This is a genomic window from Streptomyces sp. TRM68367 (genome assembly GCF_014495685.1).
GTDB lineage: Bacteria > Actinomycetota > Actinomycetes > Streptomycetales > Streptomycetaceae > Streptomyces.
The window spans coordinates 164039-185067 of record NZ_JACTVI010000008.1 but is presented as its reverse complement, the minus strand read 5'-3'; the positions used below and the strand labels follow the sequence as shown (position 1 = coordinate 185067).

Below are 21029 nucleotides of genomic sequence, written 5' to 3'. Positions count from 1 at the left end.
AATCCCAAACAGGACAGTCGAGACGTCAGTCAGGCGAGGGGTCAGACCCACCAGCGGCGTCACCACGTCACATCCTCACTGTCAGGCGTCGTTGAGGTGCGGATGACCGGCTACGACGTGCTCAAGCAGGTCCAGATGCCCGCCAAGACGGACACGTGCCCGATGCGGGTTCCGGTCGCGCTGCGGGAGGACGGCTCGGTGCACTACCGCGACTACCGCGCCGTCCCCCACGGTCTGACCCTTGGCGCGACGGAGTCCGGCAAGTCCGTCTATCAGCGCAACCTGGTTGCCGGGCTCGCCCCGATGGACGTCGCCTTGGTCGGCGTTGACTGCAAGCAAGGCGTCCAGCTGTTCCCGCTCGCGCGCCGGTTCTCCGCTCTGGCCGACAACCCCGACACCGCCCTGGAACTGCTGGAAGCGCTGGTGACGCACATGGAGGAGGTCTACCAACTGATCCGGGCTGAGCAGCGCATCAGTGTCGCGGTGCCGGATGCGGAGATCGCCGCCGATATCTGGGACCTGCCCGACGACATTCGCCCGGTGCCGGTCGTGGTTCTGGTCGACGAGGTCGCCGAACTCGCCCTGTTCGCCAGCAAGGAGGAGGAGAAGCGGCGTGACCGGATCATCACCGCGCTGGTCCGTCTTGCCCAGCTCGGCCGCGCGGCCGGCATCTACCTGGAGATCTGCGGGCAGCGCTTCGGCTCCGAACTCGGCAAGGGCATCACCATGCTCCGCGCCCAGCTCACCGGCCGCACCGCCCACCGCGTCAACGACGAAACAAGCGCGAACATGGCCTTCGGCGACATCTCACCGGACGCTGTCCTGGCCGCGATCCAGATCCCGGCCGAGACTCGCGGGGTGGCCATCGCCGGTGACTCGACCGGGGGCTGGCACCGCATCCGCGCCCCGCACACCTCGCTGCGCCAGGCCGTGAACACCTGCAACAGGTACGCCGACCGCACCCCCGATCTGCCCGCCCTGGCCGCCTACCGGCCCGCGGTCGCCGCGCTGCCCTCGGACCGGGTGCCGCTGTCCAAGACAGCCCCCGCCACCGCCTGACCTTCCCCTGCTCCACCGGTCGGCGTGACCGCTTCGCGCCAGGTCCCTACCCCCGCCATGCCTCACGACAGGAAGGAACCGTGATGACTCGCCCCGCTCTCCGCGTCGACGCCGTCCTGGTCCAGGCCGTCATCGCCGGGGCGCTGTCCTTCGCCCACCTGCACGACCTGGCCGCCGCTGCCGGACAGGACGGCTGGAAAGCCTGGGCCTACCCGATCAGCGTGGACCTGCTCCTGGTCGCTGCCTGGCGGCGGCTGCGCTCCGACGGGCCGTCCCGGCTGGCCTGGTGCTGGTTCGTGATCGCCCTGGTGGCCTCGCTCGGCGCCAACGTCGCCACCGCCGGACTCCTCGACCTGACCGACGTCCCGGCCTGGCTGCGCATCCTCGTCGCAGCCTGGCCCGCCCTGGCGTTCATGGGCGGCACGCTTCTCGCCCACTCCGCCACAGACCCGGTGCCGGAACCGCCGGCACCCATGGCCCCGGTCACCGAGCCGGACCCTGAGCCGGTTACCGAGACCGAACCCGAGCCTGTTCCTGAGCCGATTCCGGCGGGTGACGACACCCCGGCCCTCCCCGCCGTCGAGCCCGCTCCGGCCGTGCCGGTCCCGGCCGCGCTGGTCGACCATGCCCGCAAGGTCGCCGACGACCACCGCTCCCGCACCGGTACGCCGATCGACACCGACACCCTGCGCGCCCGCCTCGGCGTCCCGCCCCAGCTCGCCGATGCCATCGCCGCCCAACTCGCCTGACATCGACGGGAGACACGCCATGACCAGTGACCCGGCCGACCTGACCGCCGCCGACCACCTCGACGCCGCCCACGAGATGGCCGCCGCGAACCGGCCCCTCCTCGCCCACCTGCTCGCCGAGGAAGCCGCCCGCCGCACCCCTGACCCTGCCACCGCCGCCAGCATCCGCGCCGCCTTCCCCAACCCGGCCCTGACCCGAGAGGAAACCGACTGACATGCCCGCCCGCGACCACTTCCACTCCGTGATGCGAATCGGGCCGGTGCAGATCGGCACCCACCGCGACCGGCGCGGTCAGACCAAGTACGCCGCCGTGTGCACCGCCGACCGGTGCGGCTGGTCCTCCGACTACTCCAGCCAGTCCGCCGCCCAGCTCGCCGCCCGCACCCACCGCTGCCGCGTCCGCTAGGAGGCCGTCCGCCATGGAAGTTCCGCTCTGGCTCGCGCTGCTCGTCGTCGGCTACCTCGGCGTCAAGCTCATCCGCCCGCCCGCCTGGCTCATCGCCGTTCTGCTGCTCGGTGGCTTCCTCCTCGCCGACAGCGTCCTGGCCCCCGCCATCGACACCTTCGTCAAGTAACCGCCCCGGAAGGGAGAACCGCTGATGTTCCGTCCGAAGATCCCGACCATGCCCACGCCGACCGGTCAGGTCACGCCGCCTGTCGTGGTCGAGCCGACCACCGTTGTCCCGGCCGCTCAGACTCCGCCGCCCGCACCGGTTGCCGCGGCCTCGTCCCGGCCGATGGTGCAGTTCACCCCCGGCACCGCGCTCGCCCTCGTCGGCGGCGGTACCGCCGTGGTCCTGGTCGTCGGCGCCGTCCTGGTCTCCATGCTCCTGGCGGTCGCCATCACCGGCGCCTCGGTCGCCGTCTGTGCCGTCGTCCTGCGCTCCCTGCTCGCCTCGGAGATGAAGCGGCGCTGACCGGCCCCCGGAGCGGCCTCAACCGCCAAGTCTCGTCCGCTCCGGGCGCCGTCCCTGTCCGATCTCGCAACCGGAAGGAACACCCAGCATGACGCACCGCACCACATCGACGGCCCGCATCTGCCCGAACTGCGACGGCTTCGCCATCGCCGCCATCACCACCGGCAGCCGCGACAGGCACGGCCACCGGCACACCATCACCGCCAACTGCCCGGCCTGCCACGGCCAGGGCACCGTCCCCGCCCGTGCCCGGGAGAGTGCGCGTGTCTGATGTGCTCGACCCGACCACCCTCGGCGACCTGCTGAGGGTGGCTTCGGCCTCTGACTACGACCGTTGGCATGAGCAGATCCGCCGGACCGGCGGCTGCGCCGACCCCATCCACCTGACCGGCTGGTCCCTGCACAAGGACAAGACCACCGGCGAGACCCTGCACCACTACTCCACCGCGAACGAGCCGGGCGGCCGTCTCCGTGTCGCATGCGGCAACCGCCGCGCGTCCCGCTGCCCGTCCTGCGCCTGGACCTACGCGGGCGACACCTACCACCTCATCCGCGCAGGCCTGGCTGGCGACGACCGCCGCGACATCCCCGCCACTGTCCGGGATCATCCCCGGGTCTTCGCCACCCTCACCGCCCCCTCCTTCGGCCCGGTCCATAACCGGCCCGATCGAGGAGCCTGCCGCTGCGGCACCCACCACGCCGCAGACGCCCCGCAACTCGGTACGGCCCTGGACCCGGCCACCTACGACTACGCGGGCGCGGTGCTGTTCAACAACCATGCCGGGCAGCTTTGGCAGCGCTTCACCAACCGGCTCCGCCGCGAGATCGCCGCCCGCGCCGGCATCACGCAGCGGGAGCTGAAGGAGTGCGCCCGCCTCTCCTACGGAAAGGTCGCCGAGTTCCAGAAGCGCGGCGCCGTGCACTTCCACGCCGTCATCCGCATCGACGGCCCTGACGGACCCGAGACCGCCCCGCCGTCCTGGGCGACGGTCGATCTCCTGGCCGACGCGATCCGTGCGGCTGCCGCGCACTCCTACACCTCGGTCTCCGTACCGGCCGCCGAGGACCAGCCCGCCCGTACCTTCCGCTGGGGCACTCAGCTCGACGTCCGCCCCGTGAAGGCCTTCGGCGACGGCTCCGACATCACCGAACAGGCCGTCGCCTCCTACGTCGCCAAGTACGCCACCAAGGCCGCCGAGAACACCGGCACCCTTGACCGCCGCATCGGCGAACTCGCCGAACTCGACCGCCACGGCGTCCCCGACCACACCCGCCGCCTCATCGAGGCATGCAAGCAGCTCGACCCGCTCTACCCCGACCGGCGCCTGTGGGCCTGGGCTCACATGCTCGGCTTCCGGGGCCACTTCTCCTCCAAGTCCCGCCGCTACTCCACCACCCTTGGCGCCCTCCGCCAGGTTCGCGCCGACTACCGCGCAGCCCAGGAACACGCAGTCCTCGGCCTGGACGACCGGGAGCCGGACACCGTCCTGGTCCTGGCCGACTGGCAGTACGCCGGACACGGCCACACCCCCGGCGAATCCGCCCTCGCCGCCACCATCGCCCGGGATCTCCAAACCAACCGCGAAACCGCCCGCGAAGCCCTACGCGATCAACTCGCTCAGGAAGGAGCCGCAGCATGACCGCTGCCACCCCCGAACTGCTGACGGTGTCGGACGTCATGACGCGGCTCAAGGTCGGACGCTCCAAGGTCTACGACCTGATCCGTACGCACCGGCTGGCCTCCATCAAGATCGATGGGGCTCGTCGCATACCTGCCGACGCCGTGCACGACTTCATCCAGCACCAGCTGGAGGAGGCTGCCTGATGACCAAGCGACGCAGCCGCGGTGACGGCGGGCTCCACTGGGACGAGAAGCGACAGCGTTGGATCGCCACGGCGAACCTCGGCTTCGATCCGAGCGGCAAACGGATTGTGAAGCGGGGGAGTGGCAAGACCAAGACAGAGGCGAAGACCAAGCTCAAGGAGGTGTTGCGGGATCACGAGGATGGCCTTGCGATCGCGCCCACGGGCTACACCGTCGCCGACGCTGTGAACGACTGGCTTGCTTACGGCCTGGCGGGTCGTGAACCGGGCACCGTCGAGAACTGCACCATCCTGAGCCAGAACCATGTGATCCCGGCTCTGGGCGCCCGGAAGCTCCGCGACCTCAGCGCGGAAGACGTCGACCGCTGGCTGGCTGCCAAGGCCCAGACACTCAGTACGCGCACTCTGCAGGCCATCCACTCCTGCCTGAACCGCTCGGTCAAGCGGGCCATGGCGCGGGACAAGGTCAAGCGCAACGTGGTGGAGCTGTGCTCCGTGCCGCAGGGGCAGAAGGGTCGTCCCTCCAAGGCGCTCACCTTCGCCCAGGCCGAGGCGGTGCTCAAGGCGGCCGAGGGGACCTCGATGCTCGCGTACATCGTCGTAGCCCTGCTGACCGGTGCCCGCACGGAGGAACTGCGAGCCCTCACCTGGGACCACGTCTTCCTGAAGGGCCAGCCGGATGCCGACCTGCCGCAGCTTCCGCACATCGCAGTGTGGCGCTCGGTCCGGCGCGGCGGGGACACCAAGACCCGGAAGTCCCGGCGAACGCTAGCTCTGCCGGCGCGTTGCGTCGAGGTCCTGTGGCAGCAGTTCGAGGACCAGGGCTGGGAGCGGCTCGCCGCTGGCGACAGCTGGGAGGAACACGGCTTGGTCTTCTCCTCGGCCGTCGGCAAGCCGCTCGACGCAACCAACGTCCGGCGGGCCTTCCGCCAGGCGCTCAAGGACGCCGAGGGGATCAACGCCGACGAGTGGACGCCCCGGGAGCTCCGGCACAGCTTCGTGTCCCTGCTCTCCGACCGTGGGGTTCCCCTGGAGGAGATCTCCCGGCTCGTCGGCCACTCCGGTACGGCCGTGACCGAGGAGGTCTACCGCAAGCAGATCCGCCCGGTGATCCAGACCGGTGCCGTGGTCATGGACGGCATCTTTAAGCGCGGTCCGGAGCGCTAGAACCTGTCCGTTGGGTTGCGTGACCGCAGGTAGACGCACGTTCGGGGGATCGCGCGATCAGGTTGCGTCGCATGCCTCGGCGACTGACAGCCCCGCGACCGGACACGCTATGAGCATGACCACTCTGCGCTTGCGCTACATCCTCGGACGTTCCGCTGTCGTAGCCGCCCTTGGCATCACCACGGCCATCATGACTGCCACCTCTGCCTCAGCTCTTCCTCAACCTCCCCCGCCTCCTGGCTCCAGTGACTGCGTGATCACCATTGCCCCCAAGTCAGGCGTTCAAGGGCTCTTGTGGGGAGCCGCGTACGGACCCGCAGGGTCAGCCAACTTTCACGCACTCTGCCCATCGAGCTAAGGCGTGTCCGATGAGTGCGGAGGCTGACCCATCGGACAGGCCTCAGTCACGCAGATAGACACGCAGACCAAACAGGTCAGGCACCTACTCACTTGAGTAGGTGCCTGACCTGTTGTTTCTCTGTCGGGGTGGCGGGATTTGAACCCACGACCTCTTCGTCCCGAACGAAGCGCGCTGCCAAGCTGCGCTACACCCCGATCGTCGCTGCTTGTCGCGGCGACGTCGTTTACTTTAGCCCACTGGTGGCTGTAGACGAAATCCCGTTTTTGAGCGGTGGCGGGTGGGGCTGCCGAGGAGGAGTGTGATCGTCACGCCGGTGATCGCCGCCAGGGCGGTCAGCAGGCGGAAAGTGGCGGTCAGGGGATGGCGTACGGGTGCCACCACCGCCGTGGCCGGGACGGGGGACGGCGACAGCGCGGGTGCGCCAGGAACCGCGGGGAGGTCCGGGATGTCCCTGGGTATCGGGGCGGTCATGCCCTCACGCTAGGCAGAATGGGGCATATCGGACTATTTGAGTGGGGTGTTTGGGTGATCCGTCATCACCGCCCGCCGGCCCCCACCGTCGCCGCCCCCCGATCACGCGTCCCGCCCCACCAGCGTCAGCAACGTCGCCTCCGGCGGGCAGGCGAAGCGCACCGGTGTGTAGCGGTTCGTGCCGCAGCCCGCCGAGACGTGAAGGTAGGCCGTGCGGCCCTCCGCCGTGTGCGTGGACAGGCCCTTCACGCGGTCCGTGTCCAGGTCGCAGTTGGTGACCAGGGCCCCGTAGAAGGGGACGCACAGCTGGCCGCCGTGGGTGTGGCCGGCCAGGATCAGGGGGTAGCCGTCGGCCGCGTACGCGTCCAGGACGCGGAGGTACGGCGCGTGCACCACGCCCATCGAGAAGTCCGCGCCGGCCGACGGACCGCCGGCCACCTGCTCGTACCGGTCCCGCTTGATGTGCGGGTCGTCCAGGCCGGTCAGCTCCACCGACACGCCCTCGATCTTCAGCGTGCCCCGGGTGTTGGTGAGGTTGAGCCAGCCCGCGGCGTCGAAACTGTCGCGGAGGTCCTCCCAGGGATTGTGGACCGCTCCTACGGCGGGCGCGTTGCCGTTCAGGCCGTGGCGGCCCTGGGCCTTCTCGATCAGGTAGCGGGCCGGGTTGCGCAGCTTGGGGCCGTAGTAGTCGTTGGAGCCGAAGACGTACGCGCCCGGGAACTCCATCAGCGGGCCCAGCGCGTCCAGGACCTCCGGGACGCCCTCGGGGTCCGAGAGGTTGTCGCCGGTGTTGAGCACGAAGTCGGGGCGCAGGCCGGCCAGGCTGCGCAGCCAGCGCTGCTTCTTGCGCTGGCCGCCGACCATGTGGATGTCCGCGACCTGCAACACGCGCAGGGGGCGCATCCCGGCGGGCAGGACGGGGACCGTCACCCGTCGGAGGCGGAAGGATCGGGCCTCGAAGCCCGCCGCGTAGACCAGTCCGGCGGCGCCAACCGCCGCGATTCCCAGGGGCACTCCGTATCGCGCGCGCATACGCCCCATCGTGTCAGACCCCGGCCGCCGCCTGTGCCGGGCCGCCTCCCACGGTCACCGTTCCCCGAGCCCCTCCGCACGCCCTTCAACCCACCGCCCCAGGGACCTTTCCGCACGCCCCTCAACCCACCGCCCCACGGACCCTTCCGCACGCCCTTAAACCCACCACCCCAGGGACCCTCCCGCACGCCCCTCAACCCACCGCCCCACGAACCCCGCATCAAATCAACAGGCACCTTTCTCCCCGCACCTGCGACAATCGCACCCATGACCACGCTCAAGTCGAAGCTGCAGGATGACCTCAACTCCGCGATCAAGGAGCGCGACGAGCTCCGCTCCTCGACGCTCCGGCTGACGCTCGCCGCGATCACCAAGGAGGAGGTCTCGGGCAAGGCGAAGCGCGAGCTCTCCGACGACGAGGTCCTCAAGGTGATCACCAAGGAGGCCAAGAAGCGGCGCGAGGCCGCCGACGCCTTTGCGCAGGGTGGTCGGGCCGAGCAGGCCGAGCGGGAGAAGGCGGAGGGCGAGGTGCTCGCCGCGTACCTGCCCAAGCAGCTGTCCGACGAGGAGCTGAACGCGATCGTCGCCCAGGCCGTCGAGGAGGCGAAGGCGGCCGGGGCCGAGGGGCCGCGGGCCATGGGTGCCGTCATGAAGATCGTGAACCCGAAGGTCGCGGGCCAGGCCGAGGGCGGCCGCGTCGCCGCCGCCGTGAAGAAGCTGCTGGCCGGCTGACCGACACCGGTCACCGCACCAAACCGGTCACGCACACACCGATCGCCTCACGACACCGGTCGGCCCTACGGCGCCGCCCCCTGCGCAACGCCGGTCACCGACCCGGCCCCACACGGTCACGCCACAACAAGCGGCCCCTTTCCCCTCGTACGCCCACACGGCCGTACGAAGGAAAGGGGCCGCCCGCGTCACCGCGTCGGCCGTCAGCCGCGCCGCCCGCCGTTCCCGTTGCCGCCGCCGTTCCCCTGGCCCTGGAAGAAGCCTTCCGGGAATGTGAACTCGGGCGCCGGGGTGGCGCCGTCGCCGCCTCCGTTGTTGCCGCCGATCAGGCCGCCGATGAAACCGTCGTTCCTGTCGCCGTTGTCGCCGTCGTTGCCCCCGTTGTCGTTCCCGCGGTCCCGCTTGGGCGGGTCGGGGATGTCGACGAGGTTGAAGTCGGGGGCGGGCTTGCCGTCCAGCGCGCCGGTCATCATGTCCCGCCAGATCGGGCCGGGAACCTGGCCACCGAACACCTTGTCGTGCCAGACGCCGCCGATGGTGATGTCGGTCATCTTCCGCTTGTGCGCCGGGTCGCCGACCCACACCGCGCCGGACATGTTCGGCGTGTAGCCCACGAACCAGGCCGCGTAGCGCTCGTCCGTCGTACCGGTCTTGCCGGCGCTCGGGCGGCTGCCGAGGCCCGCTTCCTTACCCGTACCGTCCTCGACAACGCCCCTCAGCAGCGTATTGACGGTGTCGGCGGTGGTCTCGGACATCGCGCGCGAGCAGGTCGACTTCGGCACCGGGAGCGACTTCGTCCGGTCGCCGACCCGCTGGCTGATCGACTCGATGGCGACCGGCGTGCAGTACATGCCGCGCGAGGCGAAGGTCGCGTAGGCGTTCGCCATGGTCAGCGGGGACATCTCCTGGGTGCCCAGGGCGATGGACGGCACCTGCGGCATCTTGTCGCCGTCGGCCCGCTCGACGCCCATCTTCTGCGCCATCGTCGTCACCGGGCAGATGCCGATGTCGCTGATCAGCTGCACGTAGTAGGTGTTGACCGACTTGGCGGTCGCCTCCTTCATGCTGTACGGGCCGACCTCCGACTTGTTCTCGTTGGCGACCTTGGCGGGGTTGTTCCGGTCGTTCACCCACCTCTTGCCGTCGCAGGTCGAGACCGGGCTCGGGTACGCCATCTCGTACGGCGAGGGGTACGACTTCGTCGCAGGCATGCCGTCCTCGATGGCGGCGGCGGCCACGATCGGCTTGAACGTCGAACCGGGCTGGTAGCCCACGCCGCCGCCCATCCTCCGGTCCACGGAGAGGTTGATCTGCGTCTCGTTCTTGCCGAAGCCGTACGGCCGTGACTGCCCCATGGCCAGGATCTTGCCGGTGCCGGGCTCGACGATGCTGGCGGCGGTCGCCACGTCGTCGCTCTTTTTGACGTGGTCCCGGACCGACGCCTGCACCGACTCCTGCGCCTTCGGGTCGAGCGTCGTACGGACCGTCAGGCCGCCCTGGTTCCAGATCTTCGCCCGCTTCTCCTTGGTCTTGCCGAAGACCGGGTCGTTCAGGAAGACCTCGCGGACGTAGTCGCAGAAGAAGCCCGCGCCCTCGACCGCCGTGATGCAGCCGTTCCTGGGCTGGCTGACCTTCAGGCCCAGCGGTGCCTTCTTCGCCTCGTCGGCCTCGGCTTGGGAGACGTCGCCGAGGTCCGCCATGCGCTGCAGGACGACGTTGCGCCGCTTGGTGGCCTCCGCCTCGTCGTTGACCGGGTCGTACCGGCTGGGCGACTGGACGATGCCGGCCAGCAGCGCCGATTCCGGGAGGGTGAGGTCCTTGGCGGACTTGGAGAAGTAGCGCTGGGCGGCGGCCTCGACGCCGTAGGCCTGCTGGCCGAAGAAGGTGATGTTCAGGTAGTTCTCGAGGATCTTCTTCTTGCCCAGTTCCTCCTCGACCTGGATCGCGTACTTCAGCTCGCGGATCTTGCGGCCGATGGTCTGCTGCGTGGCCTGCGCGACCTTCGTCGGGTCGTCGCCGGCCTCCTCGACGAAGACGTTCTTGACGTACTGCTGGGTGAGCGTGGACGCGCCCTCCTGGACGCCGCCGCTCTGCGCGTTCCGGTTGAGGGCGCGCAGGACGCCCTTCAGGTCCACCGCGCCGTGCTGGTAGAACCGCGCGTCCTCGATCGCGACGATCGCCCTCTGCATGTACGGCGAGATGTCCTTGAGGCCGACGACCGTGCGGTCGCGCGAGTAGACCGTGGCGATCTGGCCGCCGTCGGCGTCCAGGATCGTGGTCCGCTGGCTCAGCGGCGGGGTCTTGAGGGTGGCCGGGAGCTCGTCGAAGCTCTCCACGGATCCCTTGGCGGCAAGGCCCAGCGCGCCGACGGCGGGCAGTGCGATGCCCGCCAGCACGGCTCCCGCGAGCACACTGACACCGAGGAACTTGGCGGCCTGCTGCGTGGGCGACAGCCCGCCGCCCGAGCGCTTCTTTGGCATGGGGGCAGCCTAAACCGTACTCATGAACGTTCCGAGGGAACGGTTGTCCGTCGGGGTGGCCCGGCGCCGGATCAGGGGCTGACCGCACGCACCTTCACGGCATGGCAAAGAGCGTGGCCGACCTTCCCGTTCGCCGGACAGGCGTGCAGGCCTTGGCCTAAGCTGCTGTCAACTGTCACAGCAGTGAGGCCACGTATCAATACGTCCGGCGGCCCCGAAACGTTCCGGACTTTCGCTATTTTTTTCGGCGGGACGTGTCCGAATCCGCCTTGTGTGTCATCCGGCGTCCGTTGTGACGCAAGAGGACTGTCCCGGTTTGCCGGGAAAGTTCTCTATGTCGTCAGCTCACTCCCGCGGGTGATCTGCCGCTTACCCATAGTCCGTTCGGGCCATTCAAGATTGGGCCCGAAGGGGGTGTTGCGCTGTGCCCACCTTCCGTAACGTCCTCAACTGGCGGCGGTGAATATGCCGCTGCCGCCGTGGGGGAGCCTCGATTCGGGAGAGGACGGCGCCGGTATGGGCTGGGTAACCGACTGGAGTGCGCAGGCGGCCTGCCGCACTACCGATCCGGATGAACTGTTCGTTCAGGGAGCAGCGCAGAACAGGGCCAAGGCGGTGTGCACCGGATGCCCGGTGCGTACGGAGTGCCTGGCCGACGCGTTGGACAACCGCGTCGAGTTCGGCGTGTGGGGAGGCATGACGGAGCGGGAACGCCGCGCACTGCTGCGCAGGCGGCCCACCGTGACCTCGTGGCGCCGGCTGCTGGAGACCGCGCGCACGGAGTACGAGCGGGGGGCCGGGCTGGTAGCCCTCGACGACGACGAGATGTACGAGAACTACGCGGCGGTCGGCTGAGACCCCGACGGCATTACGGCAGCTCCGGACAGCCGGCCGGCTCGCCCCGGGTCCACGGCGACTCCGGTCCAGGACTGAGGGTTACGGCAGGTCTACGGCGACTCAGGTCCGTCGGTCTGCGGTGTCCGTCGGTCTGCGACGACTGCGGTCCCGCCGGTCTGCGGCGACTCGTTCCGCCAGGTCTGATGCGGCGGATCCGTTCTGTCCGATGTACGGCGGCGGCTCTGGCTTGCCATGACCTGTGGCGGTTCTGGCGGACTTGCGACGGTTTCGCTGGATCTGTTGCAGTTTGGCGGGCACTACGGCAGCTCACGTCCGCGCATACCCACGGCACGGGCCGTCAGTCCCTCGGCAGCTCCGGCCTGTTCGCCGCCAGGCGGCTGCCGATGTTCCGCAGCCCCGCGAGGTCGTGCACATCGCCGGGCAGCGCGGCCACCTCGGTCACCGCGACCTCGGGGTGCAGCGAGGTGAAGCGGTCGCGCGTGCGCTGCTCGCGGGAGAGCAGCTGCATACGATCCGCGTGCAGCCTCAGCAGTCCTGCGGTGAGCCGGTCGACGGGCGGTGCGGAGTCTTCGGCGGCGGGGGAGCCTCCGTCGGGGTCCGCTGGCCCGGAGCTGGGAGATGAGCGGGGGTTTTCTGAACTTCCATACGTGTCGGGGGAGTTACGAAAATCAGCTTTCCCGCTCTCCTGATCCACAATGCGGGACTCCTCAAGATTTTCCGCGGCGGCGAGCGCCCGCTCGGCCGACAGCCGGCCGGCGCCGCTGCCGTGCACCCGGTTGAGCACCAGACCGGCGAGCGGCATGTCCTCGGCGGCCAGCCGCTCCACGAAGTACGCGGCCTCCCGTAGCGCGTCCCGCTCCGGGGCCGCGACCACCAGGAACGCCGTCCCGGGCGCCTGGAGCAGCTTGTACGTCGCGTCCGCGCGCGTGCGGAAACCGCCGAAGGTCGTGTCCATCGCGGCCACGAACGTCTGGACGTCCTTCAGCAGCTGACCCCCGAGCAGCTTGCCGAGCGTGCCGGTCATCATCGACATGCCGACGTTGAGGAACTTCATCCCGGCCCGGCCGCCCAGCTTCGCCGGGGCCGTCAGCAGCCGGATCAGCCGCCCGTCCAGGAACGACCCCAGCCGCTTGGGCGCGTCGAGGAAGTCGAGGGCGGACCGGGACGGCGGCGTGTCCACCACGATCAGGTCCCACTCGTCCCGGGACCGCAGCTGGCCCAGCTTCTCCATCGCCATGTACTCCTGCGTGCCCGCGAAGCCCGCCGAGAGCGACTGGTAGAAGGGGTTGGACAGGATCGCGGCGGCCCGCTCCGGGTCCGCGTGCGCCTCGACGATCTCGTCGAAGGTGCGCTTCATGTCGAGCATCATCGCGTGCAGCTCGCCGTCGCCTTCGATGCCCTTCACCCGGCGCGGGGTGTTGTCGAGCGAGTCGATGCCCATGGACTGGGCCAGCCGGCGGGCGGGATCGATGGTGAGGACCACCACCTTGCGGCCCTGCTCGGCCGCGCGCAGCCCCAGCGCCGCCGCGGTCGTGGTCTTGCCGACCCCGCCCGAGCCGCAGCACACCACGATCCGGGTGTCCGGGTCCGCGAGCAGTGGATCGACGTCCAGCACGCGCGCGGGGGAGAGGTGGTGGGGGCGGGCGGGGTCGTGCGCGGGACCCCGGGGGGAGGACCTGGCCTGGGCCGGGTCCGGACTCATGGCATCCCTTGCTTCCGGACTCATGGCATCCCCTGCTTCCGACTCGTGACGGGCCCGCGCTTCCGGCCCGTGCCGGGCCCGGCCGGGCCGCTCATGACACGCCCTGCTCGCGCAGCTCGGCGGCGAGGTCGTACAACCCCGCCAGGTCCATCCCCTCGGTGAGCAGCGGCAGTTCGTGCAGCGGCAGGCCCAGCTCGGTCAGGGCGGACCGCTGCTCGTGCTCCAGCGCGTACCGCTCGGCGTACTCCTCGGCCTGCGCGAGCAACGGGTCCACCAGCCGCTCGGCGTGCCCGCCGCGCCGCGCCCCGCCGAGCCCGGCCGCCGACAGTGACCGGGCAATGGCTGAACGTGGCAGCCCCCGTACGAGTTCCAGGCCGTCGCCGTCCAACACCTCCGGGCGCACCATGTTGACGATGATCCGCCCCACCGGCAGCCGCGCCGCCCGCAGCTCGGCGATGCCGTCCGCGGTCTCCTGGACCGGCATCTCCTCCAGCAGCGTCACCAGGTGCACGGCCGTCTCCGGCGACTTCAGCACCCGCATCACGGCCTGCGCCTGATTGTGTATCGGGCCGATCTTCGCCAGGCCGGCGACCTCGTCGTTGACGTTCAGGAACCGCGTGATGCGGCCGGTGGGTGGCGCGTCCATGACGACGTAGTCGTACGCGAGCCGCCCGTGCTTGTCCTTGCGCCGGACCGCCTCGCACGCCTTGCCGGTGAGCAGGACGTCCCGCAGACCGGGCGCGATGGTCGTGGCGAAGTCGATCGCGCCGAGCTTTTTCAGGGCCCGGCCGGCGCCGCCCAGCTTGTAGAACATCTGGAGGTAGTCCAGCAGGGCCAGTTCGGGGTCGATGGCGAGGGCGTACACCTCGCCGCCGCCCGGGGCCACCGCGATCTTCCGTTCCTCGTACGGCAGCGCCTCCGTCTCGAAGAGCTGCGCGATGCCCTGCCGGCCCTCGACCTCGACGAGAAGCGTCCGCTTCCCCTCCGTGGCCAGGGCCAGCGCGAGGGCCGCGGCCACCGTGGTCTTGCCGGTACCGCCCTTGCCGCTGACGACCTGGAGCCTGCTCACGCCTTCGAGCCTAACCAGTCCGCGTGCGGGCTACGCGGGAGGCTGTGGACAACATGCGTCCGCAGGCTGTGGACAGCGCGGCTGCGGGCGGCCGCATGAGCCGTTCGGGAGCGGTGCCTGCCGGGGCACTAGAGTCGGCCGCATGACCAAGTGGGAATACGCAACCGTGCCACTGCTCGTCCACGCCACGAAGCAGATTCTGGACACCTGGGGCGAGGACGGCTGGGAGCTCGTCCAGGTCGTGCCCGGGCCGAACAACCCCGAGCAGCTCGTGGCCTACCTGAAGCGGGAGAAGCAGGCATGAGCGCGGTCGAGGCGCAGCTGGCCGAGCTGGGCCTGACGCTGCCGGAGGTCGTGCCGCCGCTCGCCGCGTACCAGCCCGCCGTGCGGACCGGGCCGTACGTCTACACGGCCGGCCAGCTTCCGATGGTGGACGGCAAGCTGCCGGTCACCGGCAAGGTGGGCGCGGAGGTCACGCCCGAGGAGGCCAAGGAGCTGGCCCGGACGTGCGCGCTGAACGCCCTGGCCGCCGTCAAGTCCGTGGCGGGCGACCTGGACCGCATCGCGCGCGTGGTGAAGGTCGTCGGCTTCGTCGCCTCCGCCTCGGACTTCACCGGCCAGCCCGGCGTCATCAACGGCGCGAGCGAGCTCCTGGCCGAGGTCCTCGGTGACAAGGGCGTACACGCCCGCAGCGCGGTGGGCGTCGCGGTCCTGCCACTGGACGCGCCGGTGGAGGTCGAGGTCCAGGTGGAGCTGACGGAGGCGTAGCCCGGAGCGGGGCGGCGAAGATGCGTCGTCGACGAAACTCGCCCGCGCCGCCCCGGTCCCCGGAGGATCGCCAGCCGGTGCCCGTCCGCAGCGGCCGCCCGGCCGTGCCGGTGCCGGAACAGCCGTACGCGCGTACCCGCCCGGGAGGATCCATGCCGCAGACGCCCGCGACCGGCCTCACCCACCGGCTGGTGCCCTCGCCCGCCGGGCGGGTCCACCTGGTGGAGCAGGGCACCGGCCCACTGGTGCTGCTCGTCCACGGATTCCCCGAGTCCTGGTACTCCTGGCGTCACCAGCTGCCCGCCCTGGCCGCCGCAGGCCACCGCGCCGTCGCGATCGACGTGCGCGGCTACGGACGCTCCTCCCGGCCGGACGCGGTGGACGCGTACCGGCTGCGCGAGCTGGTGGCGGACAATGTCGCCGTCGTCGAAGCCCTCGGCGAGAGTTCCGCGGTGATCGTCGGGCACGACTGGGGCGCAACCGTCGCCGCCACCTCCGCGCTGCTGAGGCCCGACGTGTTCCGCGCGGTCGCCCTGCTGAGCGTGCCGTACACCCCGCCCGGCGGGCCCAGGCCGAGCGAGGTGTTCGCGGCGATGGGCGGCGCGGAGGAGTTCTACGTGTCGTACTTCCAGCAGCCCGGGCGCGCCGAGGCGGAGATCGAGCCCGACGTCCGCGGCTGGCTCGCCGGCTTCTACGGCGCCCTGTCCGCCGACACCATGCCCGGCCCCGGCGCCCCGGACCCCCACTTCGTCACCCCTGGCGGCACCCTGCGCGACCGCTTCCCCACCGGCCCGCTCCCGGCCTGGCTCGGCGCGCACGACCTCGACGTCTACGCCGGGGAGTTCGAGCGGACCGGCCTGACCGGCTCCCTCAACCGCTACCGGAACATGGACCGCGACTGGGACGACCTCGCCGACCACCACGGCGCTCCCGTCACCCAGCCCTCCCTGTTCCTCGGCGGTGCCCTGGACGCCTCCACCACCTAGCTGTCCGAGGCGATCGCGGCGTACCCGCGCACACTGCCCGGCCTGACCGCCGCCCACATCCTCGACGGCTGCGGCCACTGGCTCCAGCAGGAGCGCCCCGAGGAGACCAACCGCATCCTCTCCGACTGGCTCGCCGCGCTCCCAGCCTGAGCCGCGCCCCCGCATGACACCCCCGATCAGCACCGGGTGCCACTCGAACATCCGCCCGCCACGGGATAGCCTCCGCCCATGGCGAACGGTCAGTGGTATCCCCCGGAGTGGCCCGACCGCATCCGCGCGCTGGCGGAAGGCACCCTCACCCCGGTCACACCCAAGCGCGCCGCCACGGTCATGCTCCTGAAGGACACCCGCACCGGACCCGTCGTCCACATGCTGCGCCGCCGCACGTCCATGGCCTTCGCCGGAGGCGCGTACGCCTACCCGGGCGGCGGCGTCGACCCGCGCGACGACGACCACCAGGTGCGCTGGGCGGGCCCCACGCGCGCGTGGTGGGCGCGGCGGCTCGGCGTCGACGAGACTGCGGCCCAGGCGATCGTCTGCGCGGCCGTACGGGAGACGTACGAGGAGGCCGGTGTCCTGCTCGCCGGGGCCACCGCCGACTCCGTGGTCGGCGACACCACGGGCGCGGACTGGGAGGCCGACCGCGCCGCCCTGGTCGCCCGGGACCTGTCCTTCGCGGAGATCCTGCACCGCCGCGGGCTGGTCCTGCGCTCCGACCTGCTGGGTGCCTGGACCCGGTGGATCACCCCGGATTTCGAGCCACGCCGCTACGACACGTGGTTCTTCGTGGCCGCCCTCCCGGCGGGCCAGCGCACCCGGAACGCCTCCACGGAGGCCGACCGCACGGTGTGGACCGCCCCGGCGGAGGCCACGGCCGGGTACGACAAGGGCGAGCTGCTGATGATGCCGCCGACCATCGCGACCCTGCGCCAGTTGACGTCGTACGCCACGGCGGCCGAGGCGCTCGCCGCGGCCCCCGAGCGCGACCTGACGCCCGTCCTGGCCACGGCCCGCCTGGTGGACGGCGAGATCGTGCTCTCCTGGCCGGGCCACGACGAGTTCACCAAACACATCCCCACCGGTGGAGCCCCCGCATGACGGACGCAGCAGCCCTTCCCGGCCAGCCACGCGGCGGGGTCCTCTCGGGCCCTGCCACGCCCCGGGCGGTCAACGTCCTGGCGCCCAACGCCTCCGCGATGACCCTGGACGGCACCAACACCTGGATCCTGTCGGAGCCGGACTCCGACCTGGCCGTCGTGGTCGACCCGGGCCCGCTGGACGAAGGACACCTGCGGAACGTCGTCGACACCGCCGAGCAGGCGGGCAGACGCGTCGCGCTGACCCTCCTCACCCACGGCCACCCCGACCACGCCGAGGGCGCCGCCCGGTTCGCCGAACTGACCGGCACGCGCGTGCGTGCTCTCGACCCGGCGCTGCGGCTGGGCGACGAGGGCCTGGCCGCCGGGGACGTGGTGAGGGTCGGCGGCCTGGAGCTGAGGGTCGTACCCACCCCCGGTCACACGGCCGACTCCCTGTCCTTCCACCTCCCCGCCGATCAGGCGGTCCTGACGGGCGACACGATCCTCGGCCGCGGTACGACCGTCGTGGCGCACCCCGACGGACGCCTGGGCGACTACCTGGACTCGCTACGACGCCTCAGGTCGCTCACCGTCGACGACGGCGTCCACACCGTCCTCCCCGGCCACGGACCCGTCCTGGAGGACGCCCAGGGCGCCGTCGAGTACTACCTGGCCCACCGCGCCCACCGCCTCGCCCAGGTCGAGACGGCAGTCGAGGACGGCTACCGCACGCCCGCCGAGGTCGTCGCCCACGTCTACGCCGACGTGGACCGCTCCCTGTGGCCGGCGGCGGAGCTGTCGGTGCGGGCGCAGCTGGACTACCTGGAGGAACACGGCCTCATCTAGTTGTACTGACCCGGGAGGTTGTGGACGCGGCCGGCGGTGGTTGGCCTTTCAGCGCGGTGTGTTCGCGGTGGTGATGGTAGGTGTGCAGCCAGTCGGTGAACGCTTCGCGTCGTTCGGTCTCCGGCCGGCAGGGGCGGGCGCAGCCCCAGGAACTCAGCGCGAACGCTTGGCGAGCCGCTCCACGTCCAGCAGGATCACGGCCCGCGCCTCCAGGCGGAGCCACCCGCGCTGTGCGAAGTCCGCCAGCGCCTTGTTGACCGTCTCGCGGGACGCGCCGACCAACTGGGCCAGCTCCTCCTGCGTCAGGTCGTGGACGACGTGGATGCCCTCCTCGGACTGCACGCCGAAGCGGCGGGAGAGGTCCAGCAGGGCGCGGGCCACACGGCCGGGGACGTCCGAGAAGACCAGGTCGGACATCGCGTCGTTGGTCTTGCGCAGGCGGCGGGCGACGGCGCGCAGCAGCGCGGTGGCCACCTCGGGACGGGCGTTCAGCCAGGGCTGGAGGTCGCCGTGGCCCAGGCCCAGCAGCTTGACCTCGGTCAGCGCGGTCGCAGTCGCCGTCCGCGGGCCCGGGTCGAACAGCGACAGCTCGCCGATCAGCTCGCTGGGTCCGACCACGGCCAGCATGTTCTCGCGGCCGTCGGGGGACGTGCGGTGGAGCTTGACCTTGCCCTCGGTGACCACGTAGAGCCGGTCGCCGGGGTCGCCCTCGTGGAACAGGGAGTCGCCGCGTGCCAGGGTCACCTCACTCATGGAGGCGCGGAGCTCCGCGGCCTGCTCGTCGTCAAGAGCCGCGAAGAGCGGGTTGCGCCGCAGAACGTCGTCCACGAGTTCTCTCCTTGTCGACCTGCTCAGGGGATCTTGCTCCCCGCGTACCAGGGGACCGTGCTCCCCATTTTGCCGGACGGTCCAAACAGTGTGATCTGTCACAAGGATGCCGCACACGTGTCCCGGGGTAAGCGGCAGGGGTCCAATTGGGGGCCGATCGTCAGGGGCCGGGGCGGATGTCAGTGCCGGGCCTTAGGCTGGCCGGGTGTCCAAATCGCCGGTGAGAGCACAGGCCGAGGGGGCTGCGCGGGTGGTTGTACGTCGCGATTCCGCTGTGGGCGAACAGGGCCCCGATGGCGGTAGCAAAACCGCGAAAGAGACAAAGAAGGCGCCGGTGAAGCAGGCGCCGGCCAAGAAAGCGGCCGCTTCCGGGAAGGCGCCCGCGAAGAAAGCGAGCGCGAAGAAGGCGCCCGTGAAGACGGCGGCGGCCAAGAAGGCCCCGGTCAAGTCGGCGGCGCCCGCCAAGAAGGCCGTCGTCGCCCCCAAGAAGGCCACCGCCGCCGTCAAGGGCGTCCCTCCAGCGAAGACCGTCGTCACGCCGCGCAAGGAAGAGTCCCGCACGGCGCTGGTCCGCCGCGCCCGCCGCATCAACCGCGAGCTCGCCGAGGTCTATCCGTACGCCCACCCGGAGCTGGACTTCGAGAACCCCTTCCAACTGGTGGTCGCCACAGTCCTGTCCGCCCAGACCACGGACCTGAGGGTCAACCAGACGACCCCGGCGCTCTTCGCGAAGTACCCCACTCCCGAGGACCTGGCCGCCGCCAACCCCGAGGAGGTCGAGGAGATCCTCCGCCCGTGCGGCTTCTTCCGGGCCAAGACCAAGTCGGTGATGGGACTGTCCAAGGCGCTGGTGGAGGACTTCGGCGGCGAGGTCCCCGGCAGGCTCGAAGACCTTGTCAAGCTGCCCGGCGTCGGCCGCAAGACCGCGTTCGTCGTGCTCGGCAACGCCTTCGGCCGCCCCGGCATCACCGTGGACACGCACTTCCAGCGCCTGGTGCGCCGCTGGCAGTGGACCGAGGAGACCGACCCCGACAAGATCGAGGCCGCCGTCGGCGCGCTGTTCCCCAAGAGCGACTGGACGGACCTCTCGCACCACGTGATCTGGCACGGCCGCCGCATCTGCCACGCCCGCAAGCCCGCCTGCGGCGCCTGCCCCATCGCCCCGCTCTGCCCGGCGTACGGCGAGGGCGAGACGGACCCGGAGAAGGCGAAGAAGCTGCTCAAGTACGAGAAGGGGGGCCTGCCCGGCCAGCGACTGAAGCCCCCGCAGACGTACCTGGACGCCGGCGGCCGGGCGGCGCCGCCGCTGGGCGCAGGATGACGGGCCGGTGGCGGCCGCGCCGGGCGCGGGAACGATCTCGGGGCCGCCGGGCGTTGGATCCGGCAGGACGACGGGGGTGGCGATGACACGCGCGAGCCATACGCGGGGCGCTCCGGTGACGCTCAGCAAAGAAGGCCTGCCGGCCTGGCTGGATCCGGTGGTGCACGCCGTGGAGACGGTGCGGCCGGGCCAGCTGAGCCGCTTCCTGCCCCCGGCGAACGGCGCCGGGCGGCAGTCGGCCGTACTGATCCTCTTCGGGGACGGCGAGCGCGGGCCGGAGCTGCTGCTCATGGAGCGGGCGAGTTCGCTGCGGTCGCACGCGGGGCAGCCGTCCTTCCCCGGCGGTGCCCTCGACCTCGAGGACGGCGACCCGAAGGCCGACGGGCCGCTGCGGGCCGCTCTCCGCGAGGCCGAGGAGGAGACCGGGCTCGACCCTGCCGGCGTCCAGCTCTTCGGCGTCCTGCCCGCGCTCTACATCCCGGTCAGCGGCTTCGTCGTCACGCCGGTCCTGGGGTGGTGGCGCGAGCCGAGCCCGGTCGGCGTCGTCGACCCGAACGAGACCGCGCGTGTCTTCACCGTTTCCGTGGCGGATCTCACCAATCCGGACAACAGAGCCACCACCGTGCACCCAAGCGGTCACCGAGGCCCGGCATTTCTGGTCGAATCGGCCCTGGTGTGGGGATTCACGGCCGGCGTCATCGACCGGTTGCTGCACTACGCGGGCTGGGAGCGCCCCTGGAACCGCGACAGGCACGTCCCGCTCGACTGGCGGTCATGAC

General features: G+C 70.9%; 23 protein-coding genes, 1 tRNA gene and 2 pseudogenes. 19 read left to right on the top strand and 7 right to left on the bottom strand.

What is annotated here, in order from left to right; genetic code table 11:
- The 10 genes from H8R17_RS09085 to xerC all read left to right on the top strand — a co-directional run.
- The coding region (locus H8R17_RS09085; RefSeq protein ID WP_399476473.1) for an FtsK/SpoIIIE domain-containing protein at window positions 1-1059 on the top strand (1059 nt) is incomplete at its 5' end.
- An 83-nt stretch (window positions 1060-1142) separates the two neighbouring features.
- A complete protein-coding gene (locus H8R17_RS09080) occupies window positions 1143-1808 on the top strand; it encodes a DUF2637 domain-containing protein (protein WP_187822621.1) in 666 nt (221 codons plus the stop codon).
- Between the two features lie 19 nt (window positions 1809-1827).
- Window positions 1828-2022 (top strand): hypothetical protein, encoded by a 195-nt coding sequence (locus tag H8R17_RS09075; protein ID WP_187822620.1) that lies wholly within the window; start codon window positions 1828-1830, stop codon window positions 2020-2022.
- A 1-nt stretch (window position 2023) separates the two neighbouring features.
- Entirely contained in the window at window positions 2024-2215 is a 192-nt protein-coding gene (locus tag H8R17_RS09070; protein WP_187822619.1) for a mobile element transfer protein, read from the top strand.
- A 13-nt stretch (window positions 2216-2228) separates the two neighbouring features.
- Window positions 2229-2384, top strand: a complete 156-nt coding sequence (locus tag H8R17_RS09065; RefSeq protein ID WP_020270385.1) for a hypothetical protein — start codon at window positions 2229-2231, stop codon at window positions 2382-2384.
- A 24-nt stretch (window positions 2385-2408) separates the two neighbouring features.
- Window positions 2409-2726 (top strand): SpdD-like protein, encoded by a 318-nt coding sequence (locus H8R17_RS09060; protein ID WP_187822618.1) that lies wholly within the window; start codon window positions 2409-2411, stop codon window positions 2724-2726.
- Between the two features lie 88 nt (window positions 2727-2814).
- Entirely contained in the window at window positions 2815-2997 is a 183-nt protein-coding gene (locus H8R17_RS09055; RefSeq protein ID WP_187822617.1) for a hypothetical protein, read from the top strand.
- Window positions 2990-4366 (top strand): replication initiator protein RepSA, encoded by a 1377-nt coding sequence (repSA, locus tag H8R17_RS09050; RefSeq protein WP_187822616.1) that lies wholly within the window; start codon window positions 2990-2992, stop codon window positions 4364-4366. Before H8R17_RS09055 ends, repSA begins: the two co-directional genes overlap by 8 nt.
- On the top strand, window positions 4363-4551 hold the full coding sequence (locus H8R17_RS09045) for a helix-turn-helix domain-containing protein (protein ID WP_187822615.1): 189 nt from the start codon (window positions 4363-4365) through the stop codon (window positions 4549-4551). The genes repSA and H8R17_RS09045 overlap by 4 nt, the downstream gene beginning before the upstream one ends.
- Window positions 4551-5717 carry a tyrosine recombinase XerC gene (gene xerC, locus H8R17_RS09040; RefSeq protein ID WP_187822614.1) on the top strand — a complete coding sequence of 389 codons (1167 nt, stop codon included), beginning with the start codon at window positions 4551-4553 and terminating at the stop codon, window positions 5715-5717. The genes H8R17_RS09045 and xerC overlap by 1 nt, the downstream gene beginning before the upstream one ends.
- A 481-nt stretch (window positions 5718-6198) precedes the next feature.
- Here xerC and H8R17_RS09035 read toward each other — a convergent pair.
- From H8R17_RS09035 to H8R17_RS09025, 3 genes and pseudogenes are all read right to left on the bottom strand, one after another.
- Window positions 6199-6272, bottom strand: a tRNA-Pro gene (locus tag H8R17_RS09035).
- 79 nt (window positions 6273-6351) lie between these two features.
- Window positions 6352-6549, bottom strand: a pseudogene (locus H8R17_RS09030) (integral membrane regulator); the annotation flags it as partial.
- Window positions 6550-6651: 102 nt separating this feature from the next.
- Window positions 6652-7581, bottom strand: a complete 930-nt coding sequence (locus H8R17_RS09025; protein ID WP_187822613.1) for a metallophosphoesterase — start codon at window positions 7579-7581, stop codon at window positions 6652-6654.
- Between the two features lie 267 nt (window positions 7582-7848).
- Between H8R17_RS09025 and H8R17_RS09020 the strand changes: the two genes are divergently transcribed.
- Window positions 7849-8313, top strand: coding sequence for a GatB/YqeY domain-containing protein (locus H8R17_RS09020; protein WP_187822612.1), 465 nt, complete (start codon window positions 7849-7851; stop codon window positions 8311-8313).
- A gap of 203 nt (window positions 8314-8516) precedes the next feature.
- Here H8R17_RS09020 and H8R17_RS09015 read toward each other — a convergent pair whose 3' ends face one another.
- Window positions 8517-10793: a transglycosylase domain-containing protein gene (locus tag H8R17_RS09015; protein ID WP_187822611.1), complete on the bottom strand. Its 2277-nt coding sequence runs from the start codon at window positions 10791-10793 to the stop codon at window positions 8517-8519.
- A 516-nt stretch (window positions 10794-11309) separates the two neighbouring features.
- On the opposite strand from H8R17_RS09015, the gene wblA reads away from it, so the two are divergent.
- A complete protein-coding gene (wblA, locus tag H8R17_RS09010) occupies window positions 11310-11648 on the top strand; it encodes a transcriptional regulator WblA (protein ID WP_187822610.1) in 339 nt (112 codons plus the stop codon).
- 340 nt (window positions 11649-11988) lie between these two features.
- Here the strand turns inward: wblA and H8R17_RS09005 are convergent, their stop codons facing one another.
- Together H8R17_RS09005 and H8R17_RS09000 are read right to left on the bottom strand one after the other, a co-directional pair.
- Window positions 11989-13353 carry an ArsA family ATPase gene (locus H8R17_RS09005; protein ID WP_187822609.1) on the bottom strand — a complete coding sequence of 455 codons (1365 nt, stop codon included), beginning with the start codon at window positions 13351-13353 and terminating at the stop codon, window positions 11989-11991.
- A 91-nt stretch (window positions 13354-13444) separates the two neighbouring features.
- Window positions 13445-14422 carry an ArsA family ATPase gene (locus H8R17_RS09000; protein WP_187822608.1) on the bottom strand — a complete coding sequence of 326 codons (978 nt, stop codon included), beginning with the start codon at window positions 14420-14422 and terminating at the stop codon, window positions 13445-13447.
- Window positions 14423-14564: 142 nt separating this feature from the next.
- On the opposite strand from H8R17_RS09000, the gene H8R17_RS08995 reads away from it, so the two are divergent.
- From H8R17_RS08995 to H8R17_RS08975, 5 genes and pseudogenes are all read left to right on the top strand, one after another.
- Entirely contained in the window at window positions 14565-14726 is a 162-nt protein-coding gene (locus H8R17_RS08995; RefSeq protein WP_003975360.1) for a DUF4177 domain-containing protein, read from the top strand.
- Entirely contained in the window at window positions 14723-15190 is a 468-nt protein-coding gene (locus H8R17_RS08990; RefSeq protein ID WP_187822607.1) for a RidA family protein, read from the top strand. The genes H8R17_RS08995 and H8R17_RS08990 overlap by 4 nt, the downstream gene beginning before the upstream one ends.
- A 152-nt stretch (window positions 15191-15342) precedes the next feature.
- Window positions 15343-16326, top strand: a pseudogene (locus H8R17_RS08985) (alpha/beta fold hydrolase).
- 78 nt (window positions 16327-16404) lie between these two features.
- Window positions 16405-17274, top strand: coding sequence for an NUDIX hydrolase (locus H8R17_RS08980; protein ID WP_187822606.1), 870 nt, complete (start codon window positions 16405-16407; stop codon window positions 17272-17274).
- The gene (locus H8R17_RS08975) at window positions 17271-18101 is read left to right on the top strand and encodes an MBL fold metallo-hydrolase (RefSeq protein WP_187822605.1); all 831 of its coding nucleotides are present in this window, start codon (window positions 17271-17273) and stop codon (window positions 18099-18101) included. Before H8R17_RS08980 ends, H8R17_RS08975 begins: the two co-directional genes overlap by 4 nt.
- Before the next feature lie 153 nt (window positions 18102-18254).
- Here the strand turns inward: H8R17_RS08975 and H8R17_RS08965 are convergent, their stop codons facing one another.
- Window positions 18255-18929 carry a Crp/Fnr family transcriptional regulator gene (locus H8R17_RS08965; protein ID WP_020129286.1) on the bottom strand — a complete coding sequence of 225 codons (675 nt, stop codon included), beginning with the start codon at window positions 18927-18929 and terminating at the stop codon, window positions 18255-18257.
- A gap of 334 nt (window positions 18930-19263) precedes the next feature.
- On the opposite strand from H8R17_RS08965, the gene nth reads away from it, so the two are divergent.
- On the top strand, window positions 19264-20250 hold the full coding sequence (nth, locus tag H8R17_RS08960) for an endonuclease III (protein ID WP_187822604.1): 987 nt from the start codon (window positions 19264-19266) through the stop codon (window positions 20248-20250).
- Window positions 20251-20332: 82 nt separating this feature from the next.
- Window positions 20333-21028 carry a CoA pyrophosphatase gene (locus H8R17_RS08955; RefSeq protein ID WP_187822638.1) on the top strand — a complete coding sequence of 232 codons (696 nt, stop codon included), beginning with the start codon at window positions 20333-20335 and terminating at the stop codon, window positions 21026-21028.
- The last annotated feature ends 1 nt before the right edge of the window (window position 21029 follow it).